Here is a 24,661-nt window from a genome sequence, read left to right on the forward strand (position 1 = left end):
GCGGACGGTCAGCCTGCCTGCGGCTGCCGCTCCGGTACGCCCGCCGGCGCCTGAGCGGCCGACTCGGCCAGGTGGTCCGACACCCTGTCCGGGTCGGTCAGCCGGCCGAGTCGCCCCGGTACGTCGAAGCCGACCAGGACGACGACCAGGACCGTTCCCGCGAACGTCAGCACCGCGAGCGCCTGCCCCAGATCCATGCCGGACGCCAACTGCGCGCCGAGCACCGGCGCGACGGCACCGCCGAGGGCGCCCACGTTGTACGTGAAGCCGAGCGCCGCACCCCGTACCTCGGTGGGGAAGTGCCCGCCGATGTAGCGGGGCAGCAGGCCCGAGATGCCGAAGCTGAACGCCTGCAGTACGAAGAGGAGCCCGCCGAGGAGCAGCAGGTCGTCCTGGACCGCGAACACCGGGAACACGAAGGCCAACGACGCGAGCAGCGTGAACGCGTACGCCTTCTTCGTACCGATCCAGTCGCCGACGAACCCGGCGAGCCAGCAGCCGGCCATCGTGCCGAAGCCCGCGAAGTAGAGGACGTCCGTGACCTGGTCCGGGCTGTAGCCGAGGTCGGTCTTCAGGTAGGTGGGCAGCAGGGCCTGGATCGGCCAGGTGTAGAGGAACGCGAAGAACACCGTGACGATCATCGCCAGATACAGCGGCCAGCCGCGCCGACCGCCCAACTGCACGGCGAACGCGGCCAACGAGAGCCCGGCGAGTACCGACAGGACCGGCACCAGACCCGCGCCGAGCGGGGTGAACACCGCGAACAGGGAGACGGTGGCGACGACCGCGAGCACCGTGTTCACGCTCGCCCGCGTCCGGTCGGCGAACAGCGGCCGGAACGGGTTCGGCTTCGCCTCCCGCTCCCCGACGGCCTCGGTCCACTCGGCGGCCTCGGGCAGGGCGCGGCGCATCCAGAGGGCCATGACGATCGGGATGAGGCCGATGTAGAACATCCAGCGCCAGCCGAGCGTGGGCACGACCCAGTTGTAGACCTGCGCGGCGAGCACCGAGCCGACCGAGAAGCCGGAGATCAGGAAGCCGCTGGCCCGGTTGCGGACGCGGGCGGGCCAGCTCTCCATGACGTACGTCGCGCTCGCGCTGTACTCACCGGCCATGCCCATGCCGATGGCGAGCCGGGCCACGAACAGGCTGGTGTAGTCCCAGGCGAAGCCGCAGGCGAACGTGCCGACGGAGAACAGCACGATGCTCAGGACCATGGACAGCTTGCGGCCGTAGCGGTCGCCGAGCGCGCCGAGCACCGCACCGCCGAGCCAGCGCGTGATGAACGCGCCGGACACGAGGCTGGCGGCCTGGACGGTGCTGAGGCCGAACTCGTCGCTGATCTCGGTGAGGACGAGGGAGATCAGGACGAAGTCGAAGCCGTCGAGGACATAGCCGATCCAGGCGGCGGAGAAGGACTTCCACTGCGTACGGCTGACTTCGCGGTACCAGGGGAGCGGGCGGGGTGGGGCGATGTGGGACACGGTTACTCCAGAGTGCCGGATCGTCTCGCCGATGAGACGACCGGGTCGGCCGGGACAGGGGCAGGCAGAACTCGGGACGTGCGGGACTTAAAGGGATACGGAGGTCAGGGGCGGCGGGGCGTCCGGCCCTCGACGGCTTCGGCGAAGCGGCGCGTGAGGGCCGTCGGCGCGGTGATCGCGGTGCCGACGACGACGCTGTGCGCCCCGCGCGCGAGGGCCTCGGTGGCCTGCTCGGGGGTGTGCAGGCGGCCTTCGGCGACCACCGGTACGGACACGGCCGCCGCGAGCGAGGCCACCAGGCCGAGGTCGGGACCGGCCTCGCGCGGGGAGCCGGGCGCGTACCCGGACAGGGTGGTGGAGATCAGGTCGGCGCCCTGCGCGGCGGCGGCGAGACCCTCGGCGTGGGTGGCCACGTCGGCCATCACCAGGGCACCGGCCGCGTGGACGGCGGCGACGAGCTCGGCGAACGTCGAGCCGTCGGGGCGCGGTCGGTCCGTCGCGTCGGCGGCCACCACGTCGGCGCCCGCCTCGGCGACGGCCAGGGCGTGCCGGACGGTCGGCGTGATGTAGACGCCGGTGTCGACGCCCGTGTCGCCGTCCTTCCAGAGGCCGACGACCGGCAGGTCGACCTCGGACCGGATCGCGGCGACGGCCTCCGGTTCATTGGCCCGGATCGCGGCGGCGCCGCCCGCGTGCGCGCAGCGGGCGAGCAGGACGAGGGCGGCGGTGTCCCGCATCGGGTCACCGGGTGGCGCCTGACAGGAGACGATCAGCCGTCCGGCGAGGGCGTCGAGCAGGGTCTTCGGATCTCGTGGGTACGGCGATGCCGTCATGGTCACTCCGGACAGAGAGGGGACAGAGAGGGGACAGAGAGGGGACAGAGGAGGGGCAGAGGAGGGGCAGAGGGGTGGGACAGCGGTGTTCGTGGCGGCCGGTCGTCAGGCCGGGTGGTGCAGCGGCGCCGTGGAGGTGAGCAGAGCCGCACCTCGTACGGCCGCATCCGCGCCGAAGCGAGGCGGCTCGGGGAGCAACTGCCTTAGTGCGGGGAGGAGTTCGGCCGCGAACGACGCGGCGAGCGGGTCGAGGTAGCGCGGGCCGAGGCCGGTCACGCCGCCGCCGACCACGACCCGGTCGGGTCCGAGCGCGTTGGCCAGACCGCCGAGTGCGCGGCCCGCGGCTCGCGCCCCGACCGCGATGGCCTCCGCGGCGGCGGCGTCCCCTCGGTCGGCCCGTGCCGCGACCGTCTGCAGTCGCTCGGCGCGCCGCCCGGAGAGCCGCTCGTACAGGGCCGTGATGCCGGGCCCCGCCGCCACCCCCTCGAGGTGACCGACGGCGCCGCAACTGCACGGCACGCCGTCCGCCTCCGGGCTCGGCAGATGCCCGAGGTGCCCGGCGACGCCCAGACGTCCGTGCGCCATCCGGCCGTCGACGGCGACCGCACCACCGATTCCGGTTCCGACCGCCAGGTACAGCAGCGAGGAGCCTTCGGGCAGCGCGGCGAGTTCCGGTCCGGCCGTGGCGCGTACGTCGTTGTCACAGGCCACAGGCGTGCCTAGGCGTGCGGCGAGGGCCGGGGCTAGCGGGGTGCCGCGCCAGCCGCTGATGGTGTCCGTGGCCCCGGTGACCGTTCCGCTCAGCGGGTCGATCACCCCGGCGGCGGCGACGCCCACGGCAGTGGCCTCGGCGCCGGACGCCACCTCGGTCGCGGCAGCGGCGAGCGCGTCCAGGACCGCGGTCGCGCCCTCGGTGGCCGGGGTCGGCCGGGTGTGGCGGGCCAGGACCGTGCCGTCGGCGGCGACGAGCGCGGCGGCGATCTTCGTACCGCCGAGGTCGAGGCCGACGACGGGGCCCGGAGTGCGCCCGCGGGAGGGGCTCATCGCACCGGCACGAGAGCGGCGCCGCGCAGCCGCGCCGCCACCTCGGCCACCGAGTCGTCGTCCAGCGGGATCTGCGGGCGCGCGGTCGCACGGCAGTCGACGATGCCGAGCAGCCACAGCGCGGCCTTGAAGGAGCCGAGCGCGGACGAGCTGCGCCCCATGTCCGCCTCGGGACCGCAGTCCACCATCCCGAACAGCTCGACCAGGCGCTCCTGCTCCTTGGCGGCGAGCTCCAGGTCGCCCGCGCGGACGGCGTCGTAGAGGCGCACGTACCCGGCCGGGTCCACGTTGCCGATGCCCGGGACCACACCGTCGCAGCCCGCCAACAGCGCTGCGTCGACGGTCAGTTCGGAACCGGTGAGCACGGCGAAGCCGGGCGCGGGACCGGTGGCGCGGCCCTCGCGGCCGCCGAGCCCGACGAGCAGCCGGCGCAGCCCACCCTCGTCGCCGCTGCTGTCCTTGAGCCCGGCGAGCGTGCCGTCCTCGGCGAGCTCACGGACGAGGCCGGGGCTCAGCTTGCTGTGCACGGCGACCGGGATGTCGTACGCGAACAACGGCAGGTCCACGGCGGCCCGCAGCGTGCGGAAGTGGTCGGCGATCTCCTTGGCGTGCGTGCGGGTGTAGAACGGCGCGGTCGCGACCAGCGCGTCGGCGCCGAGCCGGGCGGCGGTGCGGGCGTGCTCGATGACGCGGGCGGTGGTGGTGTCGATGACGCCCGCGAGGACGGGGACGCGTCCGGCCGCGGTGGCGACCACGGTCTCCAGGGCGGTGGCCCGCTGCGCGTCCGTGAGGTAGGCGACCTCGCTGGTCGAGCCGAGCGCGAACAGCCCGTGCACCCCGCCCGCGATCAGATGCTCGACGAGCCGCGCCAGGGACGCGGTGTCGACCTCGCCTTCCGGCGTGAGCGGGGTGCAGACGGGCGGGACGACGCCCGTGAGGGGCGAGGCGAGGGGCATGGCGGTGGCTCCCGTACGACTAGAGGTAGGACGTAGGATGTCCCATGTCGGGTCACCATAGACCGGCGTGCACGTGGCAGGTCAAGAGGTGAAGACAGGGGAAACGGAAGATGGCGCGCGAGAATCTCAGCGAGACGGCACAGGCACGGATCAGGCAGCTGATCCTCGACCGGAAGCTCGGCCCCGGCGATCCGCTGCCCACCGAGTCCGAGCTGTCCGCGCTGCTCGACATGAGCCGCAACTCCGTACGCGAGGCGCTCAAGGCGCTGCAGGCCGTGCGCGTCATCGAGATCCGGCACGGCTTCGGCACGTACGTGGGCTCGCTCTCGCTCGACCCGCTGGTGGACGGGATCGCCTTCCGCGCCGCGGTCCGGCACCGGCGCGGCGAGCCGAGCCTGTACGAACTCATGGAGCTGCGCGAGGCGTTGGAGTCCGGCGTGATCGCCACGGTCGCCGCGACCGTGCCCGCCGACGACCTCGGCATACTGGACGATCTCGTACGGCGGATGGAGGCCGAGGCTTCGCGCGGTGCCGTCGACGCCGCGACCGACCGGGCCTTCCACCTGGCCCTCTACCGCTCGCTCGGCAACCACCTCCTGAGCGAGGTGCTCGACGCGTTCTGGGCCGCGATGCGGCAGGTCCGCGACGATCTCGCCGACGACCACCAGGACCCGCACCGCACCTGCGCCCAGCACGCCGAGATCGTCGCGGCGCTGCGGGCCGGGGACGGGACGTGGGCGGCGGAGGCGATGCGGCGCCACTTCGACGGAATCAGGAAGCGGCTGCCGACGGTGTGAGGGGCCTGGGCTGAGGGCCTGGGCTGGGGGCCTTGGCTGACGGTGCGGCAGACATCGGAGCGATGACTCGGTCGTCGGGCAACTCCTCGGAAGCGATGGCCGGTTGACCCCGTTGACATCCGATGTATTCGTCCCTACGTTCCCCAGCGATCCGCCGCACACGGAAGCGTTCCGCCGCCCGCAGACGCATACAGGAGCCGCCCCATGCGCACACCCCGCAGCCGCACCAGGCGAAGAGTCATCGCACTGACCCTGCTCCTCACCGCCGCGCTCGCCGCCTCGGCACTGCCCGCCGCCGGCGCGGCACCGGCTCCGAGCCGGTCGGCGCCGGGGCCCGGCACGGACCACGCCACCGACGACCCGTTCACCGCCGACCGCACCAGCTGGTTCCGGCAGGACCGCTTCGGCATGTTCATCCACTTCGGCGCCTACTCCAACCTGGAGGGCGAGTACACCCGGCCCGACGGCACGGTCTGCCGCAACGCCGAGTGGATCCAGCGGGAGTGCGGGATCCCGAAGGACGCGTACGAGAAGCAGGCCGCGGCATTCGACCCGGCGGACTTCGACGCGCGGGCCGTGGTGGCCGCGGCCAAGGACGCGGGGATGAAGTACATCGTCATCACGTCCAAGCACCACGACGGCTACGCGATGTGGCCGACGCGGGTCAACTCCTGGAATCTGCGCGACCATTCGGCCTTCGACCAGCGCCGCGACATCCTCGCCGAGCTGAAGGAGGCAGCCGACGACGCGGGCATCAAGCTCGGCTTCTACTACTCGATCTGGGACTGGCACGACCCGGACTTCCCCGACCCGGCGACCTTCCCGAAGTACGAGAAACGCATGTACGCCCAACTGAAGGAGCTGGTCGACCGGTACGACCCGGCGCTGCTCTGGTTCGACGGCGAGTGGGACACCGACCGGCCGCACAACCCGTGGACCGCGAAGGACGGCGAGCGCCTGGAGTCGTATCTGCGTGATCTCGACCCGGAGTTGATCATCAACAACCGGGTCGGCAAACGGCGTGTCGTGGACGGTGACTACGGCACGCCCGAGCAGGAGATCCCCGACGGGCCGGTCGACGGCCAGCTCTGGGAGTCCTGCATGACGCTCAACGACCACTGGGGCTACGCCCGTTACGACGAGAACTGGAAGTCCTCCACCACGCTCGTCCGCAACCTCCTGGCCACCACATCGCGCAGCGGCAACTACCTCCTGAACGTCGGCCCCGACGCCCGCGGCCGCATCCCGGAGCCGTCCCTGAACCGCCTTGCGGAGATGGGGAGTTGGCTGCGTACGGACGGGCAGGGCGAGGCCGTGTACGGGGCGCGGTACGCGGGGCTCGTCGAGGAACCCGCGTGGGGAGCGGTGAGCCGCAAGGGCGACAAGTTGTACGCGGCGGTCACCCAGTGGCCCGAGCCGGGCGGCGCGCTGCAGCTCACGGCGCGTACGCCGTTCGAGGTGGAGTCGGCGCGCGTGCTCGGCTCCGACCAGAAGGTCGCGGTCGGGAAGACCGCCGACGGATACGCGCTCACGCCGTCCGGCGCGGCCACCAACCCCACCGCCACCGTGGTGGAACTGGCCGTCGACCCGGGCCCCACCGCCCCCGAGGGCCGCGGCAAGGGCCTCAGGCAGGAGGTCTTCGACAACCCGGAGCTCACCGGGAAGCCGAAGGTCACGCGCGTGGACGCGGACGTCAACCACGCCTGGAAGTACGCCGGTTCACCCCACCCGGGCATCCCGTCGGACGGCTTCGGCATCCGCTGGACCGGCACGCTCGAACCGCGCCGCACCGAGACGTACACCCTCACCACCGTCTCCGACGACCGGGCCCGCGTGTGGATCGACGGGGAACTGGTCATCGACGCCTGGGACCCGCACGGCCCCCGCGTCGACAAGGCCCAGGTCGCCCTGGAGGCCGGCACCCGGCACTCGGTCAGGATCGACTACGCGGAGCAGAGCGGCGAGGCCCACATGAAGCTGCTCTCGTCCAGCCCGGGGCAGGAGCAACAGGTCGTGCCGCAGGCGCAGTTGTACGCGAAGTGACACCTGTGGCCGCCGCACCGGTGCGGGTGCGGCGGCCACAGGTCGCGGGCGTCGGGCCGGTCAGCCGGTGGCGGGGTGGAACGCCACCGCCGACTTCGCGGGCAGCTCGACCTTCGCCTTGCCACCGGAGACGGTCACCTCGCGGGCGGTGTCCCCGCTCAGCACGTCGCGGTAGGTGCCGTCGGGCACCTGCGTGCTGAACTCGGCGGTCACCGCGCCGCCGGTGTTGTTCACGGCGACGAAGCCCTTGTCGCCGCGGCCGAAGCCGATGACGTTGCCCTGCGGCGACTGGAAGTCGGTGACATCGGCGTCGCCGACGGCCGCGCGCCAGCCCACCATGCCGGTGATCCGCGGGTCGCGGTCCAGGCAGTACCAGGCGCCGTTGCCGCAGTCCGTGTCCGTGACGAAACCGTCGCCGTTCGCGGGCGGCGAGGCGTCCTTGTTCTCGTACGTGAAGCCCGCGTAGACCGCCGGGTCGGCGTGCTTCCAGCCCAGCTGGAAGACATTGGCGAGCACCGCCGTGTCACCGTCCTTGTAGGACAGATGGCGGCCCTCGCGCTCGGTGTCGTGGTTGGTCACGAACGACACCGACTTGTCGGCGGGCAGCTGCCCGTTCCCGAAGTCCCTCAGGGAGGCGATGTCGCCCTGGAACGCGGACTTGAGCCGGTCGGCGGCGGAGAAGTCGAGTACCTTGCCGCTGCCGTAGTACTCGTCGGGCGGGGGCGTCGGCCCGGGGAACACCTCGTGGAAGACATACGGGCGCGAGCCGTCCGAGGTCTTGTCCAGCTTGCCGACGATCGCCTCCAGGTCGGCCGCCGGCATGTGCTTCGACGCGTCGATGCGGAAGCCCGAAACGCCCAGCGCTATCTGCGAGTTGAGATATCCGGCGATCTTCGAGCGGACCGCCTCACTGCCCGTCTTCAGGTCGGGCAGGCCGAGCAGCTCGCAGTTCTGCACCTCCCACTTGTCGCTCCAGTTGCTGATGGTGCGGTTGCAGACATCGACGTTGTAGTCGCCGCGCTGGTACATCGCGGGCTGGTACTTGTCGTTGACCTGGGTGCCGCCGTAGCCGGTGCCGGTCAGGGCCGCGGTGTGGTTGACGACGGCGTCCGTGTAGACCTTCACCCCGGCGTCGTTGCACGCCTTCGTCATCGCGGCGAAGGCTTCCTTGTCGCCGAAGCGGCTGTTCAGCTCGTAGTTGACCGGCTGGTACACGTCCCACCAGTTGCCGTCCGGCTGGGCGATCGACTCGGCGGGCGGCGCCACCCACACGGCGGCGTAGCCGGAGGGGCCGAGGACGTCGGTGCACTCGGCGCCCACCGACTTCCAGTTCCACGACCACAGGTTGGCGATCACGTCCTTGCCCGCTGCGGCCTTGGGTGCCTTCGGCTTGGCCTTCGACTCGGCGGCGGGGGCGGGGCTCGCGTTCGCGGGCTGCAGTACGGCGGCGCCCAGGAGGGCGGCCGAGCCCGCCGCGGCGGCGGCGACCAGGGACCTGCTGAGCTTGCTCATGGGGATCCTTCTCTGTGGGGGCGAAGGGAGGCAGGCCTGCGGAACATCGATCGTGCGGGATGAGCCATGCAACCCTCCTCGGCGGGAGAGCCGACGCGCCACGGCCCCATCGGTGTCTGGCGAATCCTTCTGCAAGATCTTGCAAAAGGATTCATCGTGCGGCGCTGAAGTTAGTCCCGGCTTGAAGGAGAGGTCAACCCTTCGCGCAGGATGGGGCGGTGGAGTGGCGAGGCGGTAGCGGGCATTCAGGGCGAACGGTGCGTCACGACCCTGTGCAAGCTTGCGTAAGGGATTGCAGTGCTCTGGTCAGCCCGACGCCGCGTCCTGGGGCTGCTGTCGAATCCGGGCGGCGAATTCCGAAACGTGACGGGAGCTCAGGAATCGGTAGAGGCGTACGAGATAGGTGATTTCGCGCGGCATGGTGGACTCCGAGCCATGCACTTCCGGAAGCAGCCCGGAATGCACCTCCTCGTGGCGGCGCGGCTCACCGGCCAAGGCGTCTCGCCGGGCCGCCTCGATCCAGCAGGCCGTGGCCAACAGCCTTTCGCGTTCCCTGAGTTCGCTCTCCTGGATATGCCGCGCGGCCTCCCGCAGCAGTTCCTCGGAGGCCCAGCCGTCGCGCAGGAAAATGATGCTGTCGCGAATGTCGATGACCCGCTGGTGCAGCAACTCCCAGGAATTGCGGAACGTCAGCAGATCGGAGAGCCGTGACTGCGGAGTGACGACGAGGAGTTCCGGAGTGGCCTGCCGCAGGAGTCGCCACAGCCGGAAGAGCCGCTGCCGACGGTAATAGAACAGCGACGCCTTCCGCAGTGGGTCGATCGCCGCCAGCGAGCAGCCGAGCGCGACCAGGACGAACCGCGCGAACGAGCACCAGAACCCGGCGAGCGCGAGCGCGGGCGAGGCGTCCGGATCGAACCAGCGCAGGCCGCGGATCACCAGGTACGGAACCTCGGCGCTGGTGCCGAGCGCGAGCAGCAGCATGCTGGCGCGCAGCGTCGGGCTCAGCATGCGCAGCCCGTACCGCCAGAAAACGGCCGCCGCCCCGACCGCGGTGACCAGGCCGTATCCGACCCAGACGAGCGCGTACGCCACCCACCAGCCGTGCGCCTGCTCGCCGTACCGGTCCTGTTCGTCGGCCAGGACGAAGAACGCGAAGGCGGCGCCCGCCGTGACGAGGGCGCAGCCGAGGGGGGCGCGGCGCAGCCAGGCCGGTGTGGGCCGGTCCACGGCGCGCAGGGTGAGGGCGAACCACCACACCACCGCGAAGTCGGTGAGCGCGATCAGCGTGACGGCCAGCTCACCGGCCTTCGGCACGCCCGTGACCTCGTCGACCCAGGCGCCCATCTGGGCCTGGATCAGGAGGGAACCGGCGGCGAGCACCAGAAGCACCGCCCAGACCGGCCGTTGACCGGAGCGGCGCAGTGCGGGAATGCGCAGCACGAGGACGGTCCACACGACGGCGAGGACCACCCCGCGCATCGTCTCGACCCATGCGGGCACGTCATGCACGGGTGGCTCCCAGGAGTTCGGCCGCGCGCTGCTCGACCGCGCTCACGTCACGGGGACGCAGCCGGCCGGCCCGCTTCAGGGCGAGCGAGGCGAAGGTCTCGGCGAGCTCCTCCTCGGGGGGGCTGTGGGCGAGCAGCGGCGCGGGCGCGGCGGGCCGGTCGGCGGCGCGCAGGGCGATGGCCGGGCGGTCGCCGTCGGCCGGCGGCACGACCCGCCGTACCGCAGGGTGCCGTTCGCGGGCGACGAGGAGATGGCAGATCTCATGGAGCACGATGTGGTCCCGGTGATATCCGGTGGCGGACGAGCGATACAGGATGCGGTCGCCGCGCCCGTCGTCGATCCACATGCCGAAAGGAAATTCCGGAAGGTCGACGGAATGCAGGGTCAGCGGTCGGCCGCCGATGCGTGCCAGTTCCTGGCAGAGCACATCGACATTCCATGGCCGTGGAAACTCGGGCAGGCACGCGAGAAGGCCCTTCGCGGCGAGCCGCATATGCCGGTGAGTTATGGCCAAGGACCCTTCCCTGCGTGTCCGCAGGAGCCTTTGCCTGCGTGTACGGACGCCGGCGGCTCGTCGCTCTGACGATTCGCGTGCATGGCGAGCGAAAACGCACCCGGCGGGCCCCATGTAACCGGTTCGGCGAAGTGCGAACCAGCAGAAATCAAGACAGGTACTGCGCGGGATGTGGCAGAAGAACGCCGACCGGGCGGCTGGTACGCCGGTGATCAGGCGCGCAGGGTGAGGGGCGGCGGGGTGCCGTTGAGGTAGTGGTCGCCGATGGCGCGCAGCCGGTGGCCGGGGGAGTCGAGCGCGGTCAGCATCCGCGCGTTGCGCCAGAACCGGTCGAGTCCGGTGGCCCGCCCGGTCGAGTCGGCGGCGGCGGTGAGTTCGAGGATGCGGGCGGTGATGCGGAGCGTCGACTGCGCGGTGACGGCTTCGGCGGCCGCGACCAGGACCGCGATCTCGGCGCGCTCGTCGATGCCGAGCGCGGGCCCGGCGAGCAACCCGCGCGCGAGCGCCTCCGAGGCCCGCTCCACCACGGCGGCGGCGGTGTGCGCGGAGGTCGCCAACTCCCCGTAGGAGAGCAGCAGATACGGGTCCTCGGGCAGCGGGTCCGGGTACGCCGCGGGTTCCGTGGGCTCCGATGTCCCGCCCCAGCCCGGCGCGCCCAGGCCGGAGAAGCGGGCCGTGACCGGTGAACTCCCCTGCGGGTGAGCCCGGTTGACGTCACGCGCCTCGGCGAGGGCGCCCTCGGCGTTGCCCAGGCCGACCTGCGCGAGCATCAGCCGCAGCGCGAGCGGGGCCAGCGTGGTGAACGGCGAGATGGCGTGCTCGTCACGCGGCACGGACCCGAGTACCTGCGCCGCCGTCACCGGTACGTGCGCGAAGGTCACCGTTCCCGCGCCGGTGAGCCGCTGGCCGAGCCGGTCGTCCCGGGGGAGCGGGGTGACGCCCGGGTGCGCGGGGTCGACCAGGGCGACGAGGGTCCCGCCCGAGTCCGCGTGCGGGGCCGCGAGCACATACCGGTCGGCCACTACGCTCGCGGCCGCCAACTCCCGCCGTCCGTCCAGGAGATGGCCTGCGGGGGTGGGCGTCAGCGTGAGGCGCTCGGCCGACGACCGGGACGCGGCGGCCTCCGTGGCGCCGCCCCACAGCCACTGCTCCGCCACGGCACGCTCCTCGATCCGGGCCGCGCTGCGGGCCCCCGCGAACAAGCGGGGCGACCAGGCCAGGACGTAGTGCCTGCCGAGGAGTTCGCCGATTGAGCTGTCGGCGGCGGCGATCTGCCGTACGACGGTACACGCGGTCAGCCAGTCGCAGCCCCGGCCGTCCGGGCCCGGCGGTGCGAGGAAGGCGAGCAGCCCGCTCTCGCGCAGCCGGGCCACCTCGTCGAACGGCGGCTTCCCGGCCCGGTCCCGTACGGCTGCGTCCACCGCGAGGTCGTCGGCCACTTCGGCGGCGACCCGTAGCCAGGTGCTCCGGTCCGTGGGGGAGTCCACGCCGGCGGAGCCCAGGTACGGAGAGGAGCCGCTGGACGCATCGGACACGGTGGACCTCCGTGGTGCGGGGTGTGGGGGGTTCGCGGGGTGGTGCGGGCGGGGAGACGGCCCTAGGTCCTGTCTTCAATCTCCCGTCGTCGCCCGAAGGGCGGCCCCGCGGCGTCAGGTGCGTGCTCTCGGCGCGCCGGGCAGGCGCCCTCGTACTGGACGTACTTGGGTGCTTGCCCGGTGCGGCGAGAGTGCGTGCATGGCGTCGCGGGGCAGACGGGAGATTGAAGACAGGGCCTAGGTCAGGCGGAGCTGCTGCCGCCGCCCGTCCTTGCGGCCACCTCGGTCTGTGCCGATGCGCCCTCGGCGCGGGCGGCCTCGGTCTCCGGCGCCGTCTCCGCATCCGTCCCCGTATCTGTCCCCGCGTCCGCCTTCGCAGCCGTCTTCGCCTCGGGAGCGATCCGGGTCTGCTTGCGGTGCTCGCGGAAGGAGTGGGCGACTGCCGCGGCCCACAGCACGTAGATGAGCGCGTACACCACCCACTGCGTGGAGTCCGAGGCGTTCAGCCAGTCGCTCTTGAGGAGCGTACGGATGTTGGTGAGGACGATGACGCCGCCGACCGCGGAGCCGAGAAGGCGCGGCGGTACGTGCCGGACGAGCCACGCGGCGATCGGCGCGGCGATCAGGCCGCCGACGAGGAGGGCACCCGCCCACGCCAGGTCGACGCCCTCGGAGCCGAGGCCGAAGAGGAAGCCGAGGCTGGCGGCGACGGCGACGAGGAACTCGCTGGTGTCGACCGAACCGATCACCTTGCGCGGCTCCAGGCGCCCGCTGGCCAGGATCGCCGGGGTGCCCACGGGGCCCCAGCCGCCGCCTCCGGTGGCGTCGAGGAAGCCCGCCACCACGCCGAGCGGTGACAGGAACCGTTTGCGCAGCGGCTTGTTGAGGTTGCCGGTCGGCAGGCCGAGGAACGTGAACCGGGTCAGGACGTACGCGCCGAGGCCGAGCAGGATCAGCGCCATCACGGGCTCGGCGAGCTCCGTCGACAGGTTCGACAGGACGGTGGCACCGGCGAACGCGCCGACCGCGCCGGGCAGTCCGATCTTCGCGACGACACGCCAGTCGACATTGCCGAAGCGCCAGTGCGCCACGCCGGAGGCCAGCGTGGTGCCGATCTCCGCGAGGTGCACGGTCGCCGACGCGGCCGCCGGGTTTGTGCCGAAGGCGAGGAGCAGGGTGGTGGACGTGACGCCATAGGCCATGCCGAGGCTGCCGTCCACGAGTTGGGCGCCGAGCCCGGCGAGGGCCAAGAGGATGAGCGTTCTCACGACGGCACGTACCTTCCCTAGTTTTCCCACTGAATTAGTAGGGATAGTGTCCGTGAACTGCCGTACGAGCAAGCGGGTGTTCAGCAAATGGACAAAATCGTCTTGCTATTCGGGAAGCGGCAGGTCAGAAGTGTGCCGCTGGAGAGTGCCGCACGCGGGAGTTGCTCAGGGATTCGTCCACGCCGACGGATTGTCCGCCAACTCCGCGACCTCGGCGGGCAGTCCGGTGCACGCCACGTCCTCCAGGGAGACGCCGTCAAGGATCTGCCGGACGTTGGCGCGCAGCGCGATCCACAGCGGCAGCAGCGACTCGGCCGGTCCGGAGTACGACAATTCGGGCGGGCGCACTCCGCGTACCGATACCAACGGGCCGTCGACCGTGCGGATCACGTCCGCGATGCTGATCTCCGCGGCGGGACGTGCGAGACGGTAGCCGCCGTTGCCGCCGCGCTGACTGGTGACGAGGCCGCCGCGGCGCATGTCGTTGAGGATGCCCTCGAGGAATTTGTGCGGAATCTCCTGGGCCGCGGAGATCGTCTCGGCCTTCACGGGGTCGGTGTCCGTGCAGGCCGCGAGCTGCAGGGCCGCCCGTACCGCGTAGTCCGCTCTGGCTGAGATGCGCATGCCCGCATTATCGCCCACTGGCGGCGCCGGGCCATTTCCTACTACTCTGATAGGAAAGTGTGGCCGTCCGTCGGCCACTGGCACTTCGACGCGGGTCCGCGAGGACGCGCAGTAGGGACGCCATGTCACGCAACCAGCAGCCGCTCGTACGCCGTCGGCACGTCGACTTCCGTCGCGTCGCCAGCGCCGTCTGCGTCGTCTGCTGCGCGTGCTGTCGCGACTGACGCACCCCTGCTCCGCACCTCCGCCCTCCCTCCGGACCCAGCGAATCGAGAAGCCATGACCACGGCCACACCCAGCCGCACCACCACCCCCGCCGCCCCGCGTGTCCCGCAGGCGACCCGCCACCTCCGGCTCGTACGTGAGGACGCCCGCGAGTTCGTCGGATATCTGGTCCTGCTCCCGGCGGGCGCCGATCCGACCGAGCTGTTCGCACGCAGCGGCATCCGCCCGGAGGTGCACGCCCTCGCCCCCACCGGCACCCCCCGCACCGGCCCGCCGCCCGCACCCGAATCCCGCGCGGACGCCCCGCACGGCAACGCTCCGGTCGACGCCCCGCACGACACCCCGCCCGACGCCCTGCGCCTCGACGCCGAACGGCGCGTCGCCGTGCTCGACGGGCGTGAACTCGACCTGACCTACCTGGAGTTCGAGCTCCTCGCCCAGCTCACCGGGCATCCGCACCGGGTGTACTCCAGGGAGTACCTCGTCGGCCACGTATGGGGTTACGGACACGTCGGCGACGGCCGCACCGTGGACGTCCACATCGCCCGCCTGCGCCGCAAGTTCGGCCCGACGCACCGCGGCCGGATCGTGACGGTGCGCCGCGTCGGATACAAGTACGTGCCGGACGCCTCCTGAGACGCCCGGCACGCACTCAGCCCTGCCATCGAACGAACCGGTGTCACTCCACCCGCAACTCGCCGATGCCGGGCCTGTCCTCGGATCCCGCGCCTTCCGACGTGCCCCGGACGCTCACGCGGACATGGCGTGCCACCACGCTCTGCGCCAGCTCACCCGAGTCCGGGTCGACGGTGACACGCTGCCAGTGCCGTCCGTCGAGGGAGGTCTCCACGCGGTGCGACGCGGGGCGCGGCTCGGTCCACGTGATGTCGACACGCCGGAGTGTGGCGGGGCGGGCCAGGCCGACACGCAGGCTGTCCTCGCGCGCCTCGGGCACCCACGCCGTGGCCGTGCTGCCGTCGACGGCGGCCTCCGCGTACCGGCCGGGCTCGGGCGTGTTGCCGCTCACCGGGCGGCAACGGGCCAGGTTCGCCGTCGGTTCGAGGTCGGGGCGGCGGGTCTTGAGGATCGCGGGCGCCCCCTGGCTCACCGTCACGCGGCCCTGCGGCCCCGTCACGTCGAACGGCTTCCCCTCGACCAGGCGCACGGCACTGGTCCGCGGTCCGAGCTCGATGTCGAAGGTCCGGCCCTGCCAGCGCACGCCACGCAGGTTGACGCCACTCTTCAACTGCGGCGGCAGCATGGGGTCGACGCGTACGTGGTCCTCGCGCCAGCGCAGTCCCGTCAGACCGTGTGTGAACACTTGGAGGAAGCCGCCCTTGCCGGTGAGGAAGTCCTGCGCGGGCGAGCCCGCGAGCGGGTCCTCCGCGCCGGCCTTGTCGCCGCGCGCCTCGGAGAACTGCGCGAACGGGCCGCGGACGAACGGCTTGATGGACCGCAGCAGATACGTGTACGCCGAACAGCCCGGCTCGCCGTTCGTGGCGGCGCCGATCGCGTGCACCGAGTCCGTCATCGCGGGCCCGTCGGGGTCGGTGCGCGCCGCGTAGTAGTCGAGCGTGTTCCTCGCCGTCTCCGCGGACATGGGACACTCCAGCGGGTACTGAAGGAGCACGGTGTCGGCCTGCTTGATCGTCGAGCCCTTGTACCCGTCGTACTGCAGGAAGACCTTCTTGTCCTTGTCGTACGGGACACGGAGCTTGTCGGCGATCAACTCCCAGCGGGCGGGCGCCTGTTCGCCGACGAGGGCGGCCGCGCGGGTCGCGTTGCGCAGGGCCGTCGCGGCACCGGCGTTGGTGAACGCGCCGTCGTTCACGCCGTTGCTGTACTCGTCGGGACCGGCCACGTCGTGGACGGAGTAGCTGCCGTCGCCGTTGCGCTCCGCGCGGTCGGCCCAGAACTCGGCGATGCCCTTCAGGACCGGCCAGCCGCGCTCGCGCAGCCAGGTGCGGTCGCCGGTGCCCTGGTAGTACTGCCACACGGCGAGCGCGATGTCGCCCTGGAGGTGGTTCTGGGTGCGGCAGTGCGGCGGGTCCCAGCTGTGGCACTCCTTCCACAGATCGCCCTTCGCCCCGCTGGTCCAGGCGTAGAACAGGCCGGAGTGGCCGAGTTTGCGGGCGTTGGCGCGCGCTGCCGTGCGGGTGCGGTAGCGGTAGTCGACGACGGAGCGGGCGAGTTCGGGGTCGAAGGCGAGCAGGCTCGGGAACATCCACGTCTCGGCGTCCCAGAACACCAGACCCGCGTAGTTGTCGCTGGTGAGGCCGGTGGGCGCGATGCTGTCGGACGCGCCCGCGCGCAGGTTGGAGAGCAGGCCGTAGCGGGCGGAGCGGGCCCAGGCCTGGAGGTCGGGGCGGCCCGGGATCTCGACGTCGCCGCTCCACAGCCTCCGCCAGGTGTCGCGGTGCGCGGCGAAGGCGGAGTCCCAGCCGCGCTCGGCGGCGCGCCGCGAGGCCCGCACCGCCGACACGCCGGGGCGCGGGGAGGTCAACTCCGTGTCCACACCTACGTACTTGGTCAGGTCGTAGCTGCGTCCCGCCCGGACCGGGAAGTCGACGGACTGACGTGCGGTCAGGTCGGCGGCGGCCCGCGGAGCCGACGCGGGTCGGGCCTCCACTCCCCGGCCGGGGCGCAGCGTGGAGGCCACGGTCCCGTCGACCTTCGTGCCGTCCGTGCGGAACGACACGCCTACCGTGCCGTTCTCCGTCCGGGGGCCGCCGGTCTGGCTCATCCGCCGGGCGCCACGGCCGTCCAGTACGTCGGTGACGGTCGCGTCGCCGTTCCAGTGCGGTGTCATGCGCAGCCGTACGGCGCCCACGTGCGGGTTGTTGCGGTCGGCGAGGACGTCGTACACCAGGTCGGTGCTGCGGCCGTCGGCGGAGGTCCAGGTGAACGAGGTGCGGACCAGGCCGCAGGCGAGGAACTGGGTCTGCCGGTAGCGGCTGATGCGCGAGGCGGGTGTGCCGGGGCCGAAGGTGTCCTTTCCGGTGTTGACCGTCAGGCCCGACCAGTTGGGCAGCGCCGCCACGGCCTGGAGGTTCTTGGCGGTCTCCGGGTTGTTCGCGTACAGGCCGGAGACGAAGGATCCGTCGTAGCGCGGGGTGAACAGCGGCCAGCCCGTCTTGGCGTCGGAGTCGGCGTAGCCACTGCCGCGCGGCGGCACGCGCTGTCCGAGGTAGCCGTTGCCGACGTAGGCGTGGTGCAGCTCCTTCGGGTCGATGCGGGAGGACGAAAGCGCCCAGTCGTCCGAGGAGCGGGGGTGGCCTTCGGCCGGGCAGCTACCGGCCGACGGGCCATGGGAGGGGAGCGCCTGGGGCGCCGGCGCGTCGGGCTTTGCCGACGCCACCGGTGGGACGGCCCCGGCGAGCAGCGCGGTGAGCGTGCAGGCCAGCAGGCGCGAGGAGTACTTCATCGCTACTCCGTGCTCTGTGCGGTGAGGGTGGAGGGTGGTGCGAGCGGTGGTGCGGGGGAATGCAGGTGAGCCGACCGTAGAGAGGTGAACGGAACACGTCAACCATCCCGTCACATCGTTCAACTATTGAAGAGTTGAGTCGCGATTCCCGCTCCGCCCGCACCGCGCGGCGAACCCAGCCCTCACTTTGTGAAGCGGGCCTACGCCAGCCCTTCCGGGTTGAGTTCGGAGCGGCGCACCGCCTCGGCGGGCAGGCCCCAGCGCTTGAGGGCCGCGCGGTACTCGCCGATCACGGTCCTGTCGTCGGTCGCGTAGAACGTCAACGGCGGCGTGGAACCTGCCGAGTTGACGACTTCGAGGGTGCCGCAGCCGGTCCCGGCCGAGTGGCTCGACCTGGCGCAGAAGCACCGGGTGCACCGCACCACCTGGTGCCCAGCACCCGGTCGCCGGGCGCGACGCCGAGGCCGGTCAGGCCCGTACCGACCCGGGTGGCCCGCTCGAACAGCGGGCCCGAGCGATGGACACGGCCGTCATACACCAGCGCCTCGTGATCACCGAGGCGTTCCCGTGCGTTCTCGGCGAGGAGGGCGAGACTCGGAGAGCGATCGAGCATCGGGGCACCTGCCTTCCGGGGCGGAGCGGCTCGGACTCCGCGCCATGCTGCCGGAACTCGCGGGGCCGGTAAGAGACCGGGAGCGGCACCTCCTGCCGGAACCGGCCAGGCCCACCTGGGTGCCCCCACGCGGCGTGCGCCCGCCGGACCGCCGAGGATCGTGCCATGTCACCGCCCGCCCGACGGAGCCCCGAGCGCGGTGCGCGCGCCCTGCTGCCCGCCGCGGCACGGGCCGGCCGCCGCACGGCCGAGCTGCCCTGGCGCGGTGCCCTCATCGGCCTCGTCGTGCTGCTCGCCCTGTTCGGCACCGGTGTCGGCCTCTACCTCGACGAACGCTCCGTACGCCAGCGGCCCGTGCACGTCGGCGCCCACCGCGAGGACGACCGCCTCGACGTCGAGGTCACCGTGCAGCGCACCAGCCCCGGCGACCGGCGCATGACCCTGCAGCTGTACGCGCAGGCGCGCGGCAAGTACGCGGATCCGGTCGGGAACCCCGACACGGACATGACGATCCTCACCAACGACCCGGACCACGACGAGCTGAAGTTCGACAAGGAGAGCCCGGTCTGGCGCAGGGAGTTCCAGCTCACCCTCTCCGCGGGCACCCCGTCCGACTACCCCTTCGACCGGTACGAGACCCACCTGGCGCTGACCGCGACCACCACCGGATCGGACGCCGTGCCGATCGCCCTCACCTACCGCGACGAGGACCCGAACTTCGCGATCGACCCGGGCGGCACGTCGTACGACGACGCGGTGGCGGGCATCGAAGGCACCGTCAAACGCTCCCGGTCCACGTTCATCATGGCCTGGTTCATGATCGCCGCGATGTGGGCGATCGCCCTCGCGGTGGCCGTCGCCTGCTGGCTGGTCGTGGGCCAGCGCCGCGGCCTCGTCTGGCCCGCGCTCGGCTGGATGGCGGCGAGCCTGTTCGCCCTGGTCGGCCTCCGCAACGCGGCCCCCGGCTCACCGCCCAACGGCTGCCTGCTCGACTACGCCGCGTTCTACTGGGCCGAGGCGCTCATCGCGCTCAGCCTGACGCGGCTCGTCTTCCACGGCATCCACCTCGAACACCACACGGGCGGGCCCATCGACCCACTGCTGTCCGGCAACGGCAACGGCAACGGCAACCGCAACCGCAACGGCTCGGGCTCCCGTGGGCCGACACGACTGCGCCGCCGCGGAACACCGGCAGGAAGCCGGGTCCGCGGCGGCGGACGTCGTACGGGCGAGGACGCGGCGTAGGGCCCTGGGGACTCTGCGGAGACCCGGCGCGTCCGGAGGGCTCAGCGCGCGCGGTGCAGTGTCAGCGGATCGAAGCCGCCGGGCCGGGCGAGGACGGACGGCAGCCGGGGGTCCTCGCTCGTCACGACCCAGCACTTCTGGCTCGCCTCGTCCGGCCACGGCACCCGGCGCCGCCAGGTCCGCGCGGCCACGACCCGCGACTCCTTGCCGACCGGCCCGTCCGCGGCGTCCTCGGCGTCTTCGCCATCTCCGTCTCCGTCACCGTCGCCGAACAGCAGCTCGACGGCCACACCGGACGGCAGCTTCACATCCGCCCGGCGGACCGCCGTGACGCCGCGCCACGGACCGGACTTGAGGACACGGGCGACGAGCAGCGTCCACTGGAGCTTGCGCGCCGGGCGGATCAGCAGGAACGCGGTGATCATCGACAGGAAGGCCGCGAGACCGGTGACGGTCTGGCTGCCGTCCCGGTCGGGCCCGACCATCGCCGTCACCAGGAGAGCGACCCATATGACGGACCTGACCAGGAAGTTGACGAGCGTCAGGCGGAACGACTTCGACCACAGCTCACGGGTCGCGGCGTCGTCGAACGCGTACTTGGCCAACGGCAGGGGGACCTGCGTCTTCACGCACTGCTCCTTCAGATGAGGTGTACCGGCTCGGTGCCGGGTGGGGGAACTCGGGGGACAAGGGGACAGGGGACAGAGAACAGGGGGACACGGAGCGGGAGGAAGGCGTGCCGAGGAAGGGGCGGGGTCAGCGGCGCAGTCCCGCGCCCAGCGAGGCGAGGCCCGCCCGCTTGGCGCGTGCCATCCGCTCCTTGTCGCGGGCGATCGCCCGGTACTCCTCCAGGGGCGTACGGCTGCCGCGTTCGAGCGTCATCAGCTCCCGGCCGCCCGGCTCGGCGATGACCCCGCCGAACTCCGGGTCGCCCGCGAACCACGCGCCCTGCTCCATCACGCCCGTCCAGCGCTTGCGCTGCAGCGGGTTGATCGCCCGCATCGCCTTCGACCACTCCGCGTCGGGCTCCGCCCGCAGCTGCACCGGCAGCGCCATCACGTCCTTGACGCCGGGACAGGGGCGTACGGCGGCGCGGTACTCCCACGGGTACGCGCGAAGCACCCGGCGGATCCGGCGCAGCCGCAGCACGGGGCCGAGCGAGTACAGGGCGGCCGCGAACACGAACGGCGCCGCCACGAGACAGACGAACCCGGCGATCCGCATCCACATCGGAGGTGAGCCGTGCCGGTCGCCGAGCAGCCCCATCACGGTCAGGGTCGCGAGCAGCAGCAGGACGACCAGGGGCAGCGCCGCCCCGGCCCGCAGCCGCGCCCGCTGCCAGTTGCGTCGCGTCGCGGCGTGATCGAAGGCGCACTCGTCCGGCGGGACCTGCACGGCGGATGGCATCTGTTGGGCTCGCTCCTGCTTCGGGTGCTGCGAGTCTAGGACACGTGTCCGGCGCCACTTCGACGGCCGTACGCAGGTCCGCGTCAACCCGGTGCGCATAGGATGCGTGCTTTGTTCGTTGTTCGTCGGAATACCGCCAGGAGCGTTCCCTGTGACCGTAGCGACCGTCCCCGCCACGCCGGATTCGGCACCCGTCGACCCGCAGCAGAGCCAGGCCGACCTGCCCCGGCAGGCCGCGGCCGAGCCCGCGGAGCAGCCGGTCGCCGCGACGGACGCCGAGCTGATCGCGGGCGCGGAGTGGGCCCCGGGGACGGACGAGGACAACGCCCCCGACGCCCCCGACGCCCCCCACGCCCGCGACGGCTCCGACCCCTCCGACGTGGACGAGCGCATCGCCCGCGACGCCCAAGAGTTCGGCGTGTACGCCCGTACCGGAGGCTGGACCTTCGCCCTCAAGGTGGCCCGGAGCGTGCGGCCCGGCGGGCAGGCGGCGGGGGAGACCCCGAAGGTGTCCGCGAAGCGGTTCGGCGAGCTGGCCGGCTGCTCGGCGGAGCGCGTCATGCGCTTCTACAAGGCCTGGGACGCGGCGGCCGACGACGGTCTCGTCCCGCAGTTCGAGGCCCTCGAACCGGGCGCCGAGGTCGAGCTCCCGGACGCGGACGTCTGGCTCTCCTACTACGTCTCCCGCAACAGCGCCACGTCCGTGCGCGGCACCGCCATCACCGCCGCAGCCGAGGCCGAGGGCATCCGCCCCACCAAGGCCCTGGAGGTCGCCGAGAACCCGACCGCGCTGCGCGCCGCGATCCTCGCCGACCCCTCCACCGCCCAGGCCGCGCGCGCCGCACTGCTCGACCGGATCAAGGAGGATCCGGCGCTGCAGACCGAGCTGGCCCGCGACGTCGCGCGTACCGACGTCCTCAAGAAGGCCGTCGCGCAGGAGGCGAAGGCGGCCGACCGGATCGGGTTCGTGCGGCAGATCGCCGAGCAGGGCGAGCTGAAGACCCCGGCGGGCCAGAAGCTTCAGGCACCCGCCGAGCTGCGCCAGGAGGCCGAGCGCCACCTGTCCCTGCTCGACGAGCTCGACGACGGCGAAGAGGCCGGAGCGTGGACGACGGAGGCGTACGACACCGTCAAGGACCTCGCCGCTCAGGCCGTGGAGCAGGCCGTCGAGCGCGACCCGGAACTGCGCGTCCAGGAACGGCGGTCGAAGTTCTACAGCAGCCTGGAGAAGGCGACGAAGGTGTTCGAGGAGCTGACCCTCGACGACGCCGACGACATCTACGAGGACGACATGGTGCAGCGCCTCGAAGAGCTGCAGCGCTCCATCGGCGCCTGCATCACGGCCCTGCGGAAGGCGAGCGACGAGCAGCAGTGACCGCGGCCCGCGCGGGGACGGCCGGTCGTACGGCTGTCAGTGGTACGGCTGTCAGTGGTGCGGGGCACACTGGTCGCATGTCGTCGTCTCCGCGCCGGGCCTGTCCGGAGTGTGCCCGTGAAATCGCCGTCGTGGCGGGCCGGTTGTCCCGCCACGACCCGCCCGCGGGTGTGGGCGCCGCGTCCCTGGTGTCCTGCCCCGGCTCGAAGCGGCGCATCGCCCTCGACTCGGGCCGGCGCACGCTCGACGGGTACGTGGTGCCGGACTTCCCGGGGCAGCTGCCGCTGTTCTGAGCGGGCGATCCCCGGCCCGGTCCGTGGCGTTCCGGCGCACTCCGCGAGCCTGGCATGATCGAGGGATGTCTGAACGCATGATCGCGGCCTGTGACGGCGCCGCGAAGAAGAATCCCGGCCCGGCCGCCTGGGCGTGGGTGCTCGCCGACCCCGCGGGCGCCCCGCAGCGCTGGGAGGCGGGCCCGCTCGGCGTCGCCACGAACAACGTCGCCGAACTGACCGCGCTCGCCGAGCTGTTGGAATCCACCGACCCGGCGGCGCCGCTGGAGATCCGGATGGACTCCCAGTACGCGATGAACGCGGTCACCAAGTGGATCGCCGGCTGGAAGCGCAACGGCTGGCAGACCGCGTCGAAGAAGCCCGTCGCCAACAAGGACCTGGTGGTCCGCATCGACGCGCTGCTCGACGGGCGCGACGTGACGTTCGTGCACGTCCTCGCCCACCAGGTCGACGGCGACCCGCTGAACGCCCTCGCCGACGCCGCCGCCAGCACCGCGGCCACCGACCAGCAGGCCGCGGGCACCGCGCACGGCTCGGACGGCTTCCCCGAGCCCGGCCCGCAGACCGAGGACAAGCCGCGCACGGCCCGCCCCCGCAAGAAGGCGGCGCCGCGCGCCGGCGGTGGCGCGGTGATCAAGGCGAAGTTCCCGGGCCGCTGCAGCCACTGCCAGTCGCGCTACGACATCGGCGAGAAGATCACCAAGATCGCCCGCGGCTGGGGCCACGAGGGCTGCCGCGAGACGGCTCCGGCGACCTGAACAAAGCCCTCCCCCGCCCCATTGACGAAAGGTCTGGACCAACTTACCTTTTCCGTGCCCACCGAAGCGCGATTCCCCAACTCGCCTGCGCCGTACGTCCGTTGACGTCGGCCGGAACGGAGCACGGCATGCTCGCTCGACCGGTGCGTCTCCTGGGGGCGGCGCTCGCCCTCGTCGCCGCCGCCCAACTCCCCGCCGCCGCGGCGCCGCCCGCGCCGCAGGACGAGGTGTGCGCGGTCAAGCCGAAACCCACGGGAAAGGTGCTGCAGGGCTACTGGGAGAACTGGGACGGCGCCGCCAACGGCGTCCATCCGCCCTTCGGCTGGACGCCCATCGACGACCCGCGGATCGGACAGCACGGCTACAACGTCATCAACGCCGCCTTCCCCGTGATCCGCTCGGACGGCACCGTGCTGTGGGAGGACGGCATGGACTCCACGGTGAAGGTCGCCACCCCCGCCGAGATGTGCGCGGCGAAGGCCTCCGGCGCCACCATCCTGATGTCCATCGGCGGTGCCGCCGCGGGCATCGACCTGGGGTCGAGCAGCGTCGCCGACCGGTTCGTCGAGACCATCGTGCCGATCCTGAAGAAGTACAACTTCGACGGCATCGACATCGACATCGAAACCGGCCTCACCGGCAGCGGCGACATCAACCGGCTCTCCGCCTCCCAGGCCAACCTGATCCGCATCATCGACGGCGTCCTCGACCGGATGCCCCCCGACTTCGGCCTCACCATGGCCCCCGAGACCGCGTACGTCACCGGCGGCAGCGTCACGTACGGCTCGATCTGGGGCGCCTACCTGCCGATCGTCAAGAAGTACGCGGACAACGGCCGGCTGTGGTGGCTCAACATGCAGTACTACAACGGCAGCATGTACGGCTGCTCCGGCGACTCCTACTCCGCGGGCACCGTCGAAGGCTTCGTCGCCCAGACCGACTGCCTCGACAAGGGCCTGGTCGTCCAGGGCACCACCATCCGCGTCCCGTACGACAAGCAGGTCCCCGGACTCCCCGCCCAACCCGGCGCGGGCGGCGGCCATATGACGCCCGATCAGGTCGCCCAGGCCTGGCGCCACTACAACGGCTCCCTCAAGGGCCTGATGACCTGGTCCCTCAACTGGGACGGCTCGAAGAACTGGACCTTCGGCGACAACGTCAAGGCCCTGCAAGGACGTTGACACGTCGACCGGAGAGAC

The 24,661-nt window shown here is 71.9% G+C and carries 22 protein-coding genes; 8 read left to right on the top strand and 14 right to left on the bottom strand.

Going from position 1 to position 24,661, the window contains the following annotated elements:
• Positions 1-8 precede the first annotated feature (8 nt).
• The 4 genes from RCO28_RS10170 to RCO28_RS10185 form a co-directional block, all read right to left on the bottom strand.
• Positions 9-1,475 (bottom strand): sialate:H+ symport family MFS transporter, encoded by a 1,467-nt coding sequence (locus RCO28_RS10170; RefSeq protein ID WP_374991140.1) that lies wholly within the window; start codon positions 1,473-1,475, stop codon positions 9-11.
• Between the two features lie 113 nt (positions 1,476-1,588).
• On the bottom strand, positions 1,589-2,317 hold the full coding sequence (locus RCO28_RS10175; protein ID WP_308940678.1) for an N-acetylmannosamine-6-phosphate 2-epimerase: 729 nt from the start codon (positions 2,315-2,317) through the stop codon (positions 1,589-1,591).
• Between the two features lie 105 nt (positions 2,318-2,422).
• A complete protein-coding gene (locus tag RCO28_RS10180; protein WP_308940679.1) occupies positions 2,423-3,361 on the bottom strand; it encodes an ROK family protein in 939 nt (312 codons plus the stop codon).
• Complete coding sequence (locus RCO28_RS10185; RefSeq protein WP_308940680.1) at positions 3,358-4,317, bottom strand: dihydrodipicolinate synthase family protein; 960 nt, start codon at positions 4,315-4,317, stop codon at positions 3,358-3,360. Before RCO28_RS10185 ends, RCO28_RS10180 begins: the two co-directional genes overlap by 4 nt.
• Positions 4,318-4,427: 110 nt before the next feature.
• Here RCO28_RS10185 and RCO28_RS10190 point away from each other — a divergent pair, with 110 nt between their 5' ends.
• The gene (locus RCO28_RS10190) at positions 4,428-5,114 is read left to right on the top strand and encodes a FadR/GntR family transcriptional regulator (protein ID WP_308940681.1); all 687 of its coding nucleotides are present in this window, start codon (positions 4,428-4,430) and stop codon (positions 5,112-5,114) included.
• A 204-nt stretch (positions 5,115-5,318) separates the two neighbouring features.
• The gene (locus RCO28_RS10195) at positions 5,319-7,157 is read left to right on the top strand and encodes an alpha-L-fucosidase (protein WP_308940682.1); all 1,839 of its coding nucleotides are present in this window, start codon (positions 5,319-5,321) and stop codon (positions 7,155-7,157) included.
• Between the two features lie 60 nt (positions 7,158-7,217).
• Here the strand turns inward: RCO28_RS10195 and RCO28_RS10200 are convergent, their stop codons facing one another.
• From RCO28_RS10200 to RCO28_RS10225, 6 genes are all read right to left on the bottom strand, one after another.
• Positions 7,218-8,669 (bottom strand): alpha-amylase family protein, encoded by a 1,452-nt coding sequence (locus tag RCO28_RS10200; RefSeq protein ID WP_308940683.1) that lies wholly within the window; start codon positions 8,667-8,669, stop codon positions 7,218-7,220.
• Between the two features lie 306 nt (positions 8,670-8,975).
• Positions 8,976-10,181: a DUF6545 domain-containing protein gene (locus RCO28_RS10205; protein WP_308940684.1), complete on the bottom strand. Its 1,206-nt coding sequence runs from the start codon at positions 10,179-10,181 to the stop codon at positions 8,976-8,978.
• Positions 10,174-10,695 carry a hypothetical protein gene (locus RCO28_RS10210; RefSeq protein ID WP_308940685.1) on the bottom strand — a complete coding sequence of 174 codons (522 nt, stop codon included), beginning with the start codon at positions 10,693-10,695 and terminating at the stop codon, positions 10,174-10,176. Before RCO28_RS10210 ends, RCO28_RS10205 begins: the two co-directional genes overlap by 8 nt.
• A gap of 212 nt (positions 10,696-10,907) precedes the next feature.
• The gene (locus RCO28_RS10215) at positions 10,908-12,230 is read right to left on the bottom strand and encodes an acyl-CoA dehydrogenase family protein (protein ID WP_308940686.1); all 1,323 of its coding nucleotides are present in this window, start codon (positions 12,228-12,230) and stop codon (positions 10,908-10,910) included.
• 242 nt (positions 12,231-12,472) lie between these two features.
• Positions 12,473-13,498 (bottom strand): sulfite exporter TauE/SafE family protein, encoded by a 1,026-nt coding sequence (locus tag RCO28_RS10220; protein WP_308940687.1) that lies wholly within the window; start codon positions 13,496-13,498, stop codon positions 12,473-12,475.
• 165 nt (positions 13,499-13,663) lie between these two features.
• Entirely contained in the window at positions 13,664-14,122 is a 459-nt protein-coding gene (locus RCO28_RS10225; RefSeq protein WP_308940688.1) for an Rrf2 family transcriptional regulator, read from the bottom strand.
• A gap of 279 nt (positions 14,123-14,401) precedes the next feature.
• Here RCO28_RS10225 and RCO28_RS10230 point away from each other — a divergent pair, with 279 nt between their 5' ends.
• Positions 14,402-14,983, top strand: a complete 582-nt coding sequence (locus RCO28_RS10230; protein WP_308940689.1) for a winged helix-turn-helix domain-containing protein — start codon at positions 14,402-14,404, stop codon at positions 14,981-14,983.
• Positions 14,984-15,026: 43 nt separating this feature from the next.
• Here RCO28_RS10230 and RCO28_RS10235 read toward each other — a convergent pair whose 3' ends face one another.
• Positions 15,027-17,771 carry a discoidin domain-containing protein gene (locus RCO28_RS10235; protein WP_308940690.1) on the bottom strand — a complete coding sequence of 915 codons (2,745 nt, stop codon included), beginning with the start codon at positions 17,769-17,771 and terminating at the stop codon, positions 15,027-15,029.
• Between the two features lie 200 nt (positions 17,772-17,971).
• On the bottom strand, positions 17,972-18,094 hold the full coding sequence (locus RCO28_RS10240; RefSeq protein WP_308940691.1) for a hypothetical protein: 123 nt from the start codon (positions 18,092-18,094) through the stop codon (positions 17,972-17,974).
• Positions 18,095-18,549: 455 nt separating this feature from the next.
• On the opposite strand from RCO28_RS10240, the gene RCO28_RS10245 reads away from it, so the two are divergent.
• Complete coding sequence (locus tag RCO28_RS10245; RefSeq protein WP_308940692.1) at positions 18,550-19,629, top strand: DUF4436 family protein; 1,080 nt, start codon at positions 18,550-18,552, stop codon at positions 19,627-19,629.
• Positions 19,630-19,670: 41 nt separating this feature from the next.
• On the opposite strand, the gene RCO28_RS10250 is transcribed toward RCO28_RS10245, so the two are convergent.
• Positions 19,671-20,258: a hypothetical protein gene (locus RCO28_RS10250; protein ID WP_308940693.1), complete on the bottom strand. Its 588-nt coding sequence runs from the start codon at positions 20,256-20,258 to the stop codon at positions 19,671-19,673.
• A gap of 127 nt (positions 20,259-20,385) precedes the next feature.
• Positions 20,386-21,036, bottom strand: a complete 651-nt coding sequence (locus tag RCO28_RS10255; protein ID WP_308940694.1) for a hypothetical protein — start codon at positions 21,034-21,036, stop codon at positions 20,386-20,388.
• Positions 21,037-21,187: 151 nt separating this feature from the next.
• Between RCO28_RS10255 and RCO28_RS10260 the strand changes: the two genes are divergently transcribed.
• The 4 genes from RCO28_RS10260 (at position 21,188) to RCO28_RS10275 (ending at position 24,643) form a co-directional block, all read left to right on the top strand.
• A complete protein-coding gene (locus RCO28_RS10260) occupies positions 21,188-22,411 on the top strand; it encodes a hypothetical protein (RefSeq protein ID WP_374991131.1) in 1,224 nt (407 codons plus the stop codon).
• Positions 22,412-22,488: 77 nt separating this feature from the next.
• Positions 22,489-22,704 carry a hypothetical protein gene (locus RCO28_RS10265; protein ID WP_308940695.1) on the top strand — a complete coding sequence of 72 codons (216 nt, stop codon included), beginning with the start codon at positions 22,489-22,491 and terminating at the stop codon, positions 22,702-22,704.
• Positions 22,705-22,769: 65 nt separating this feature from the next.
• A complete protein-coding gene (locus RCO28_RS10270; protein ID WP_308940696.1) occupies positions 22,770-23,462 on the top strand; it encodes a ribonuclease H in 693 nt (230 codons plus the stop codon).
• 128 nt (positions 23,463-23,590) lie between these two features.
• Positions 23,591-24,643: a chitinase gene (locus tag RCO28_RS10275; protein WP_308940697.1), complete on the top strand. Its 1,053-nt coding sequence runs from the start codon at positions 23,591-23,593 to the stop codon at positions 24,641-24,643.
• Positions 24,644-24,661: the final 18 nt, after the last annotated feature.

Origin of the sequence: Streptomyces sp. LHD-70 (assembly GCF_031157275.1) — a bacterium.
GTDB lineage: Bacteria > Actinomycetota > Actinomycetes > Streptomycetales > Streptomycetaceae > Streptomyces.

Excerpts from the sequence above, each read along its gene's own strand:
- RCO28_RS10175 (WP_308940678.1), bottom strand. The coding sequence starts at position 2,317 with ATGACGGCATCGCCGTACCCACGAGATCCGAAGACCCTGCTCGACGCC.
- RCO28_RS10180 (WP_308940679.1), bottom strand. The coding sequence starts at position 3,361 with ATGAGCCCCTCCCGCGGGCGCACTCCGGGCCCCGTCGTCGGCCTCGAC.
- RCO28_RS10185 (WP_308940680.1), bottom strand. The coding sequence starts at position 4,317 with ATGCCCCTCGCCTCGCCCCTCACGGGCGTCGTCCCGCCCGTCTGCACC.
- RCO28_RS10190 (WP_308940681.1), top strand. The coding sequence starts at position 4,428 with ATGGCGCGCGAGAATCTCAGCGAGACGGCACAGGCACGGATCAGGCAG.
- RCO28_RS10195 (WP_308940682.1), top strand. The coding sequence starts at position 5,319 with ATGCGCACACCCCGCAGCCGCACCAGGCGAAGAGTCATCGCACTGACC.
- RCO28_RS10200 (WP_308940683.1), bottom strand. The coding sequence starts at position 8,669 with ATGAGCAAGCTCAGCAGGTCCCTGGTCGCCGCCGCCGCGGCGGGCTCG.
- RCO28_RS10225 (WP_308940688.1), bottom strand. The coding sequence starts at position 14,122 with ATGCGCATCTCAGCCAGAGCGGACTACGCGGTACGGGCGGCCCTGCAG.
- RCO28_RS10230 (WP_308940689.1), top strand. The coding sequence starts at position 14,402 with ATGACCACGGCCACACCCAGCCGCACCACCACCCCCGCCGCCCCGCGT.
- RCO28_RS10235 (WP_308940690.1), bottom strand. The coding sequence starts at position 17,771 with ATGAAGTACTCCTCGCGCCTGCTGGCCTGCACGCTCACCGCGCTGCTC.
- RCO28_RS10245 (WP_308940692.1), top strand. The coding sequence starts at position 18,550 with ATGTCACCGCCCGCCCGACGGAGCCCCGAGCGCGGTGCGCGCGCCCTG.
- RCO28_RS10255 (WP_308940694.1), bottom strand. The coding sequence starts at position 21,036 with ATGCCATCCGCCGTGCAGGTCCCGCCGGACGAGTGCGCCTTCGATCAC.
- RCO28_RS10265 (WP_308940695.1), top strand. The coding sequence starts at position 22,489 with ATGTCGTCGTCTCCGCGCCGGGCCTGTCCGGAGTGTGCCCGTGAAATC.
- RCO28_RS10270 (WP_308940696.1), top strand. The coding sequence starts at position 22,770 with ATGTCTGAACGCATGATCGCGGCCTGTGACGGCGCCGCGAAGAAGAAT.
- RCO28_RS10275 (WP_308940697.1), top strand. The coding sequence starts at position 23,591 with ATGCTCGCTCGACCGGTGCGTCTCCTGGGGGCGGCGCTCGCCCTCGTC.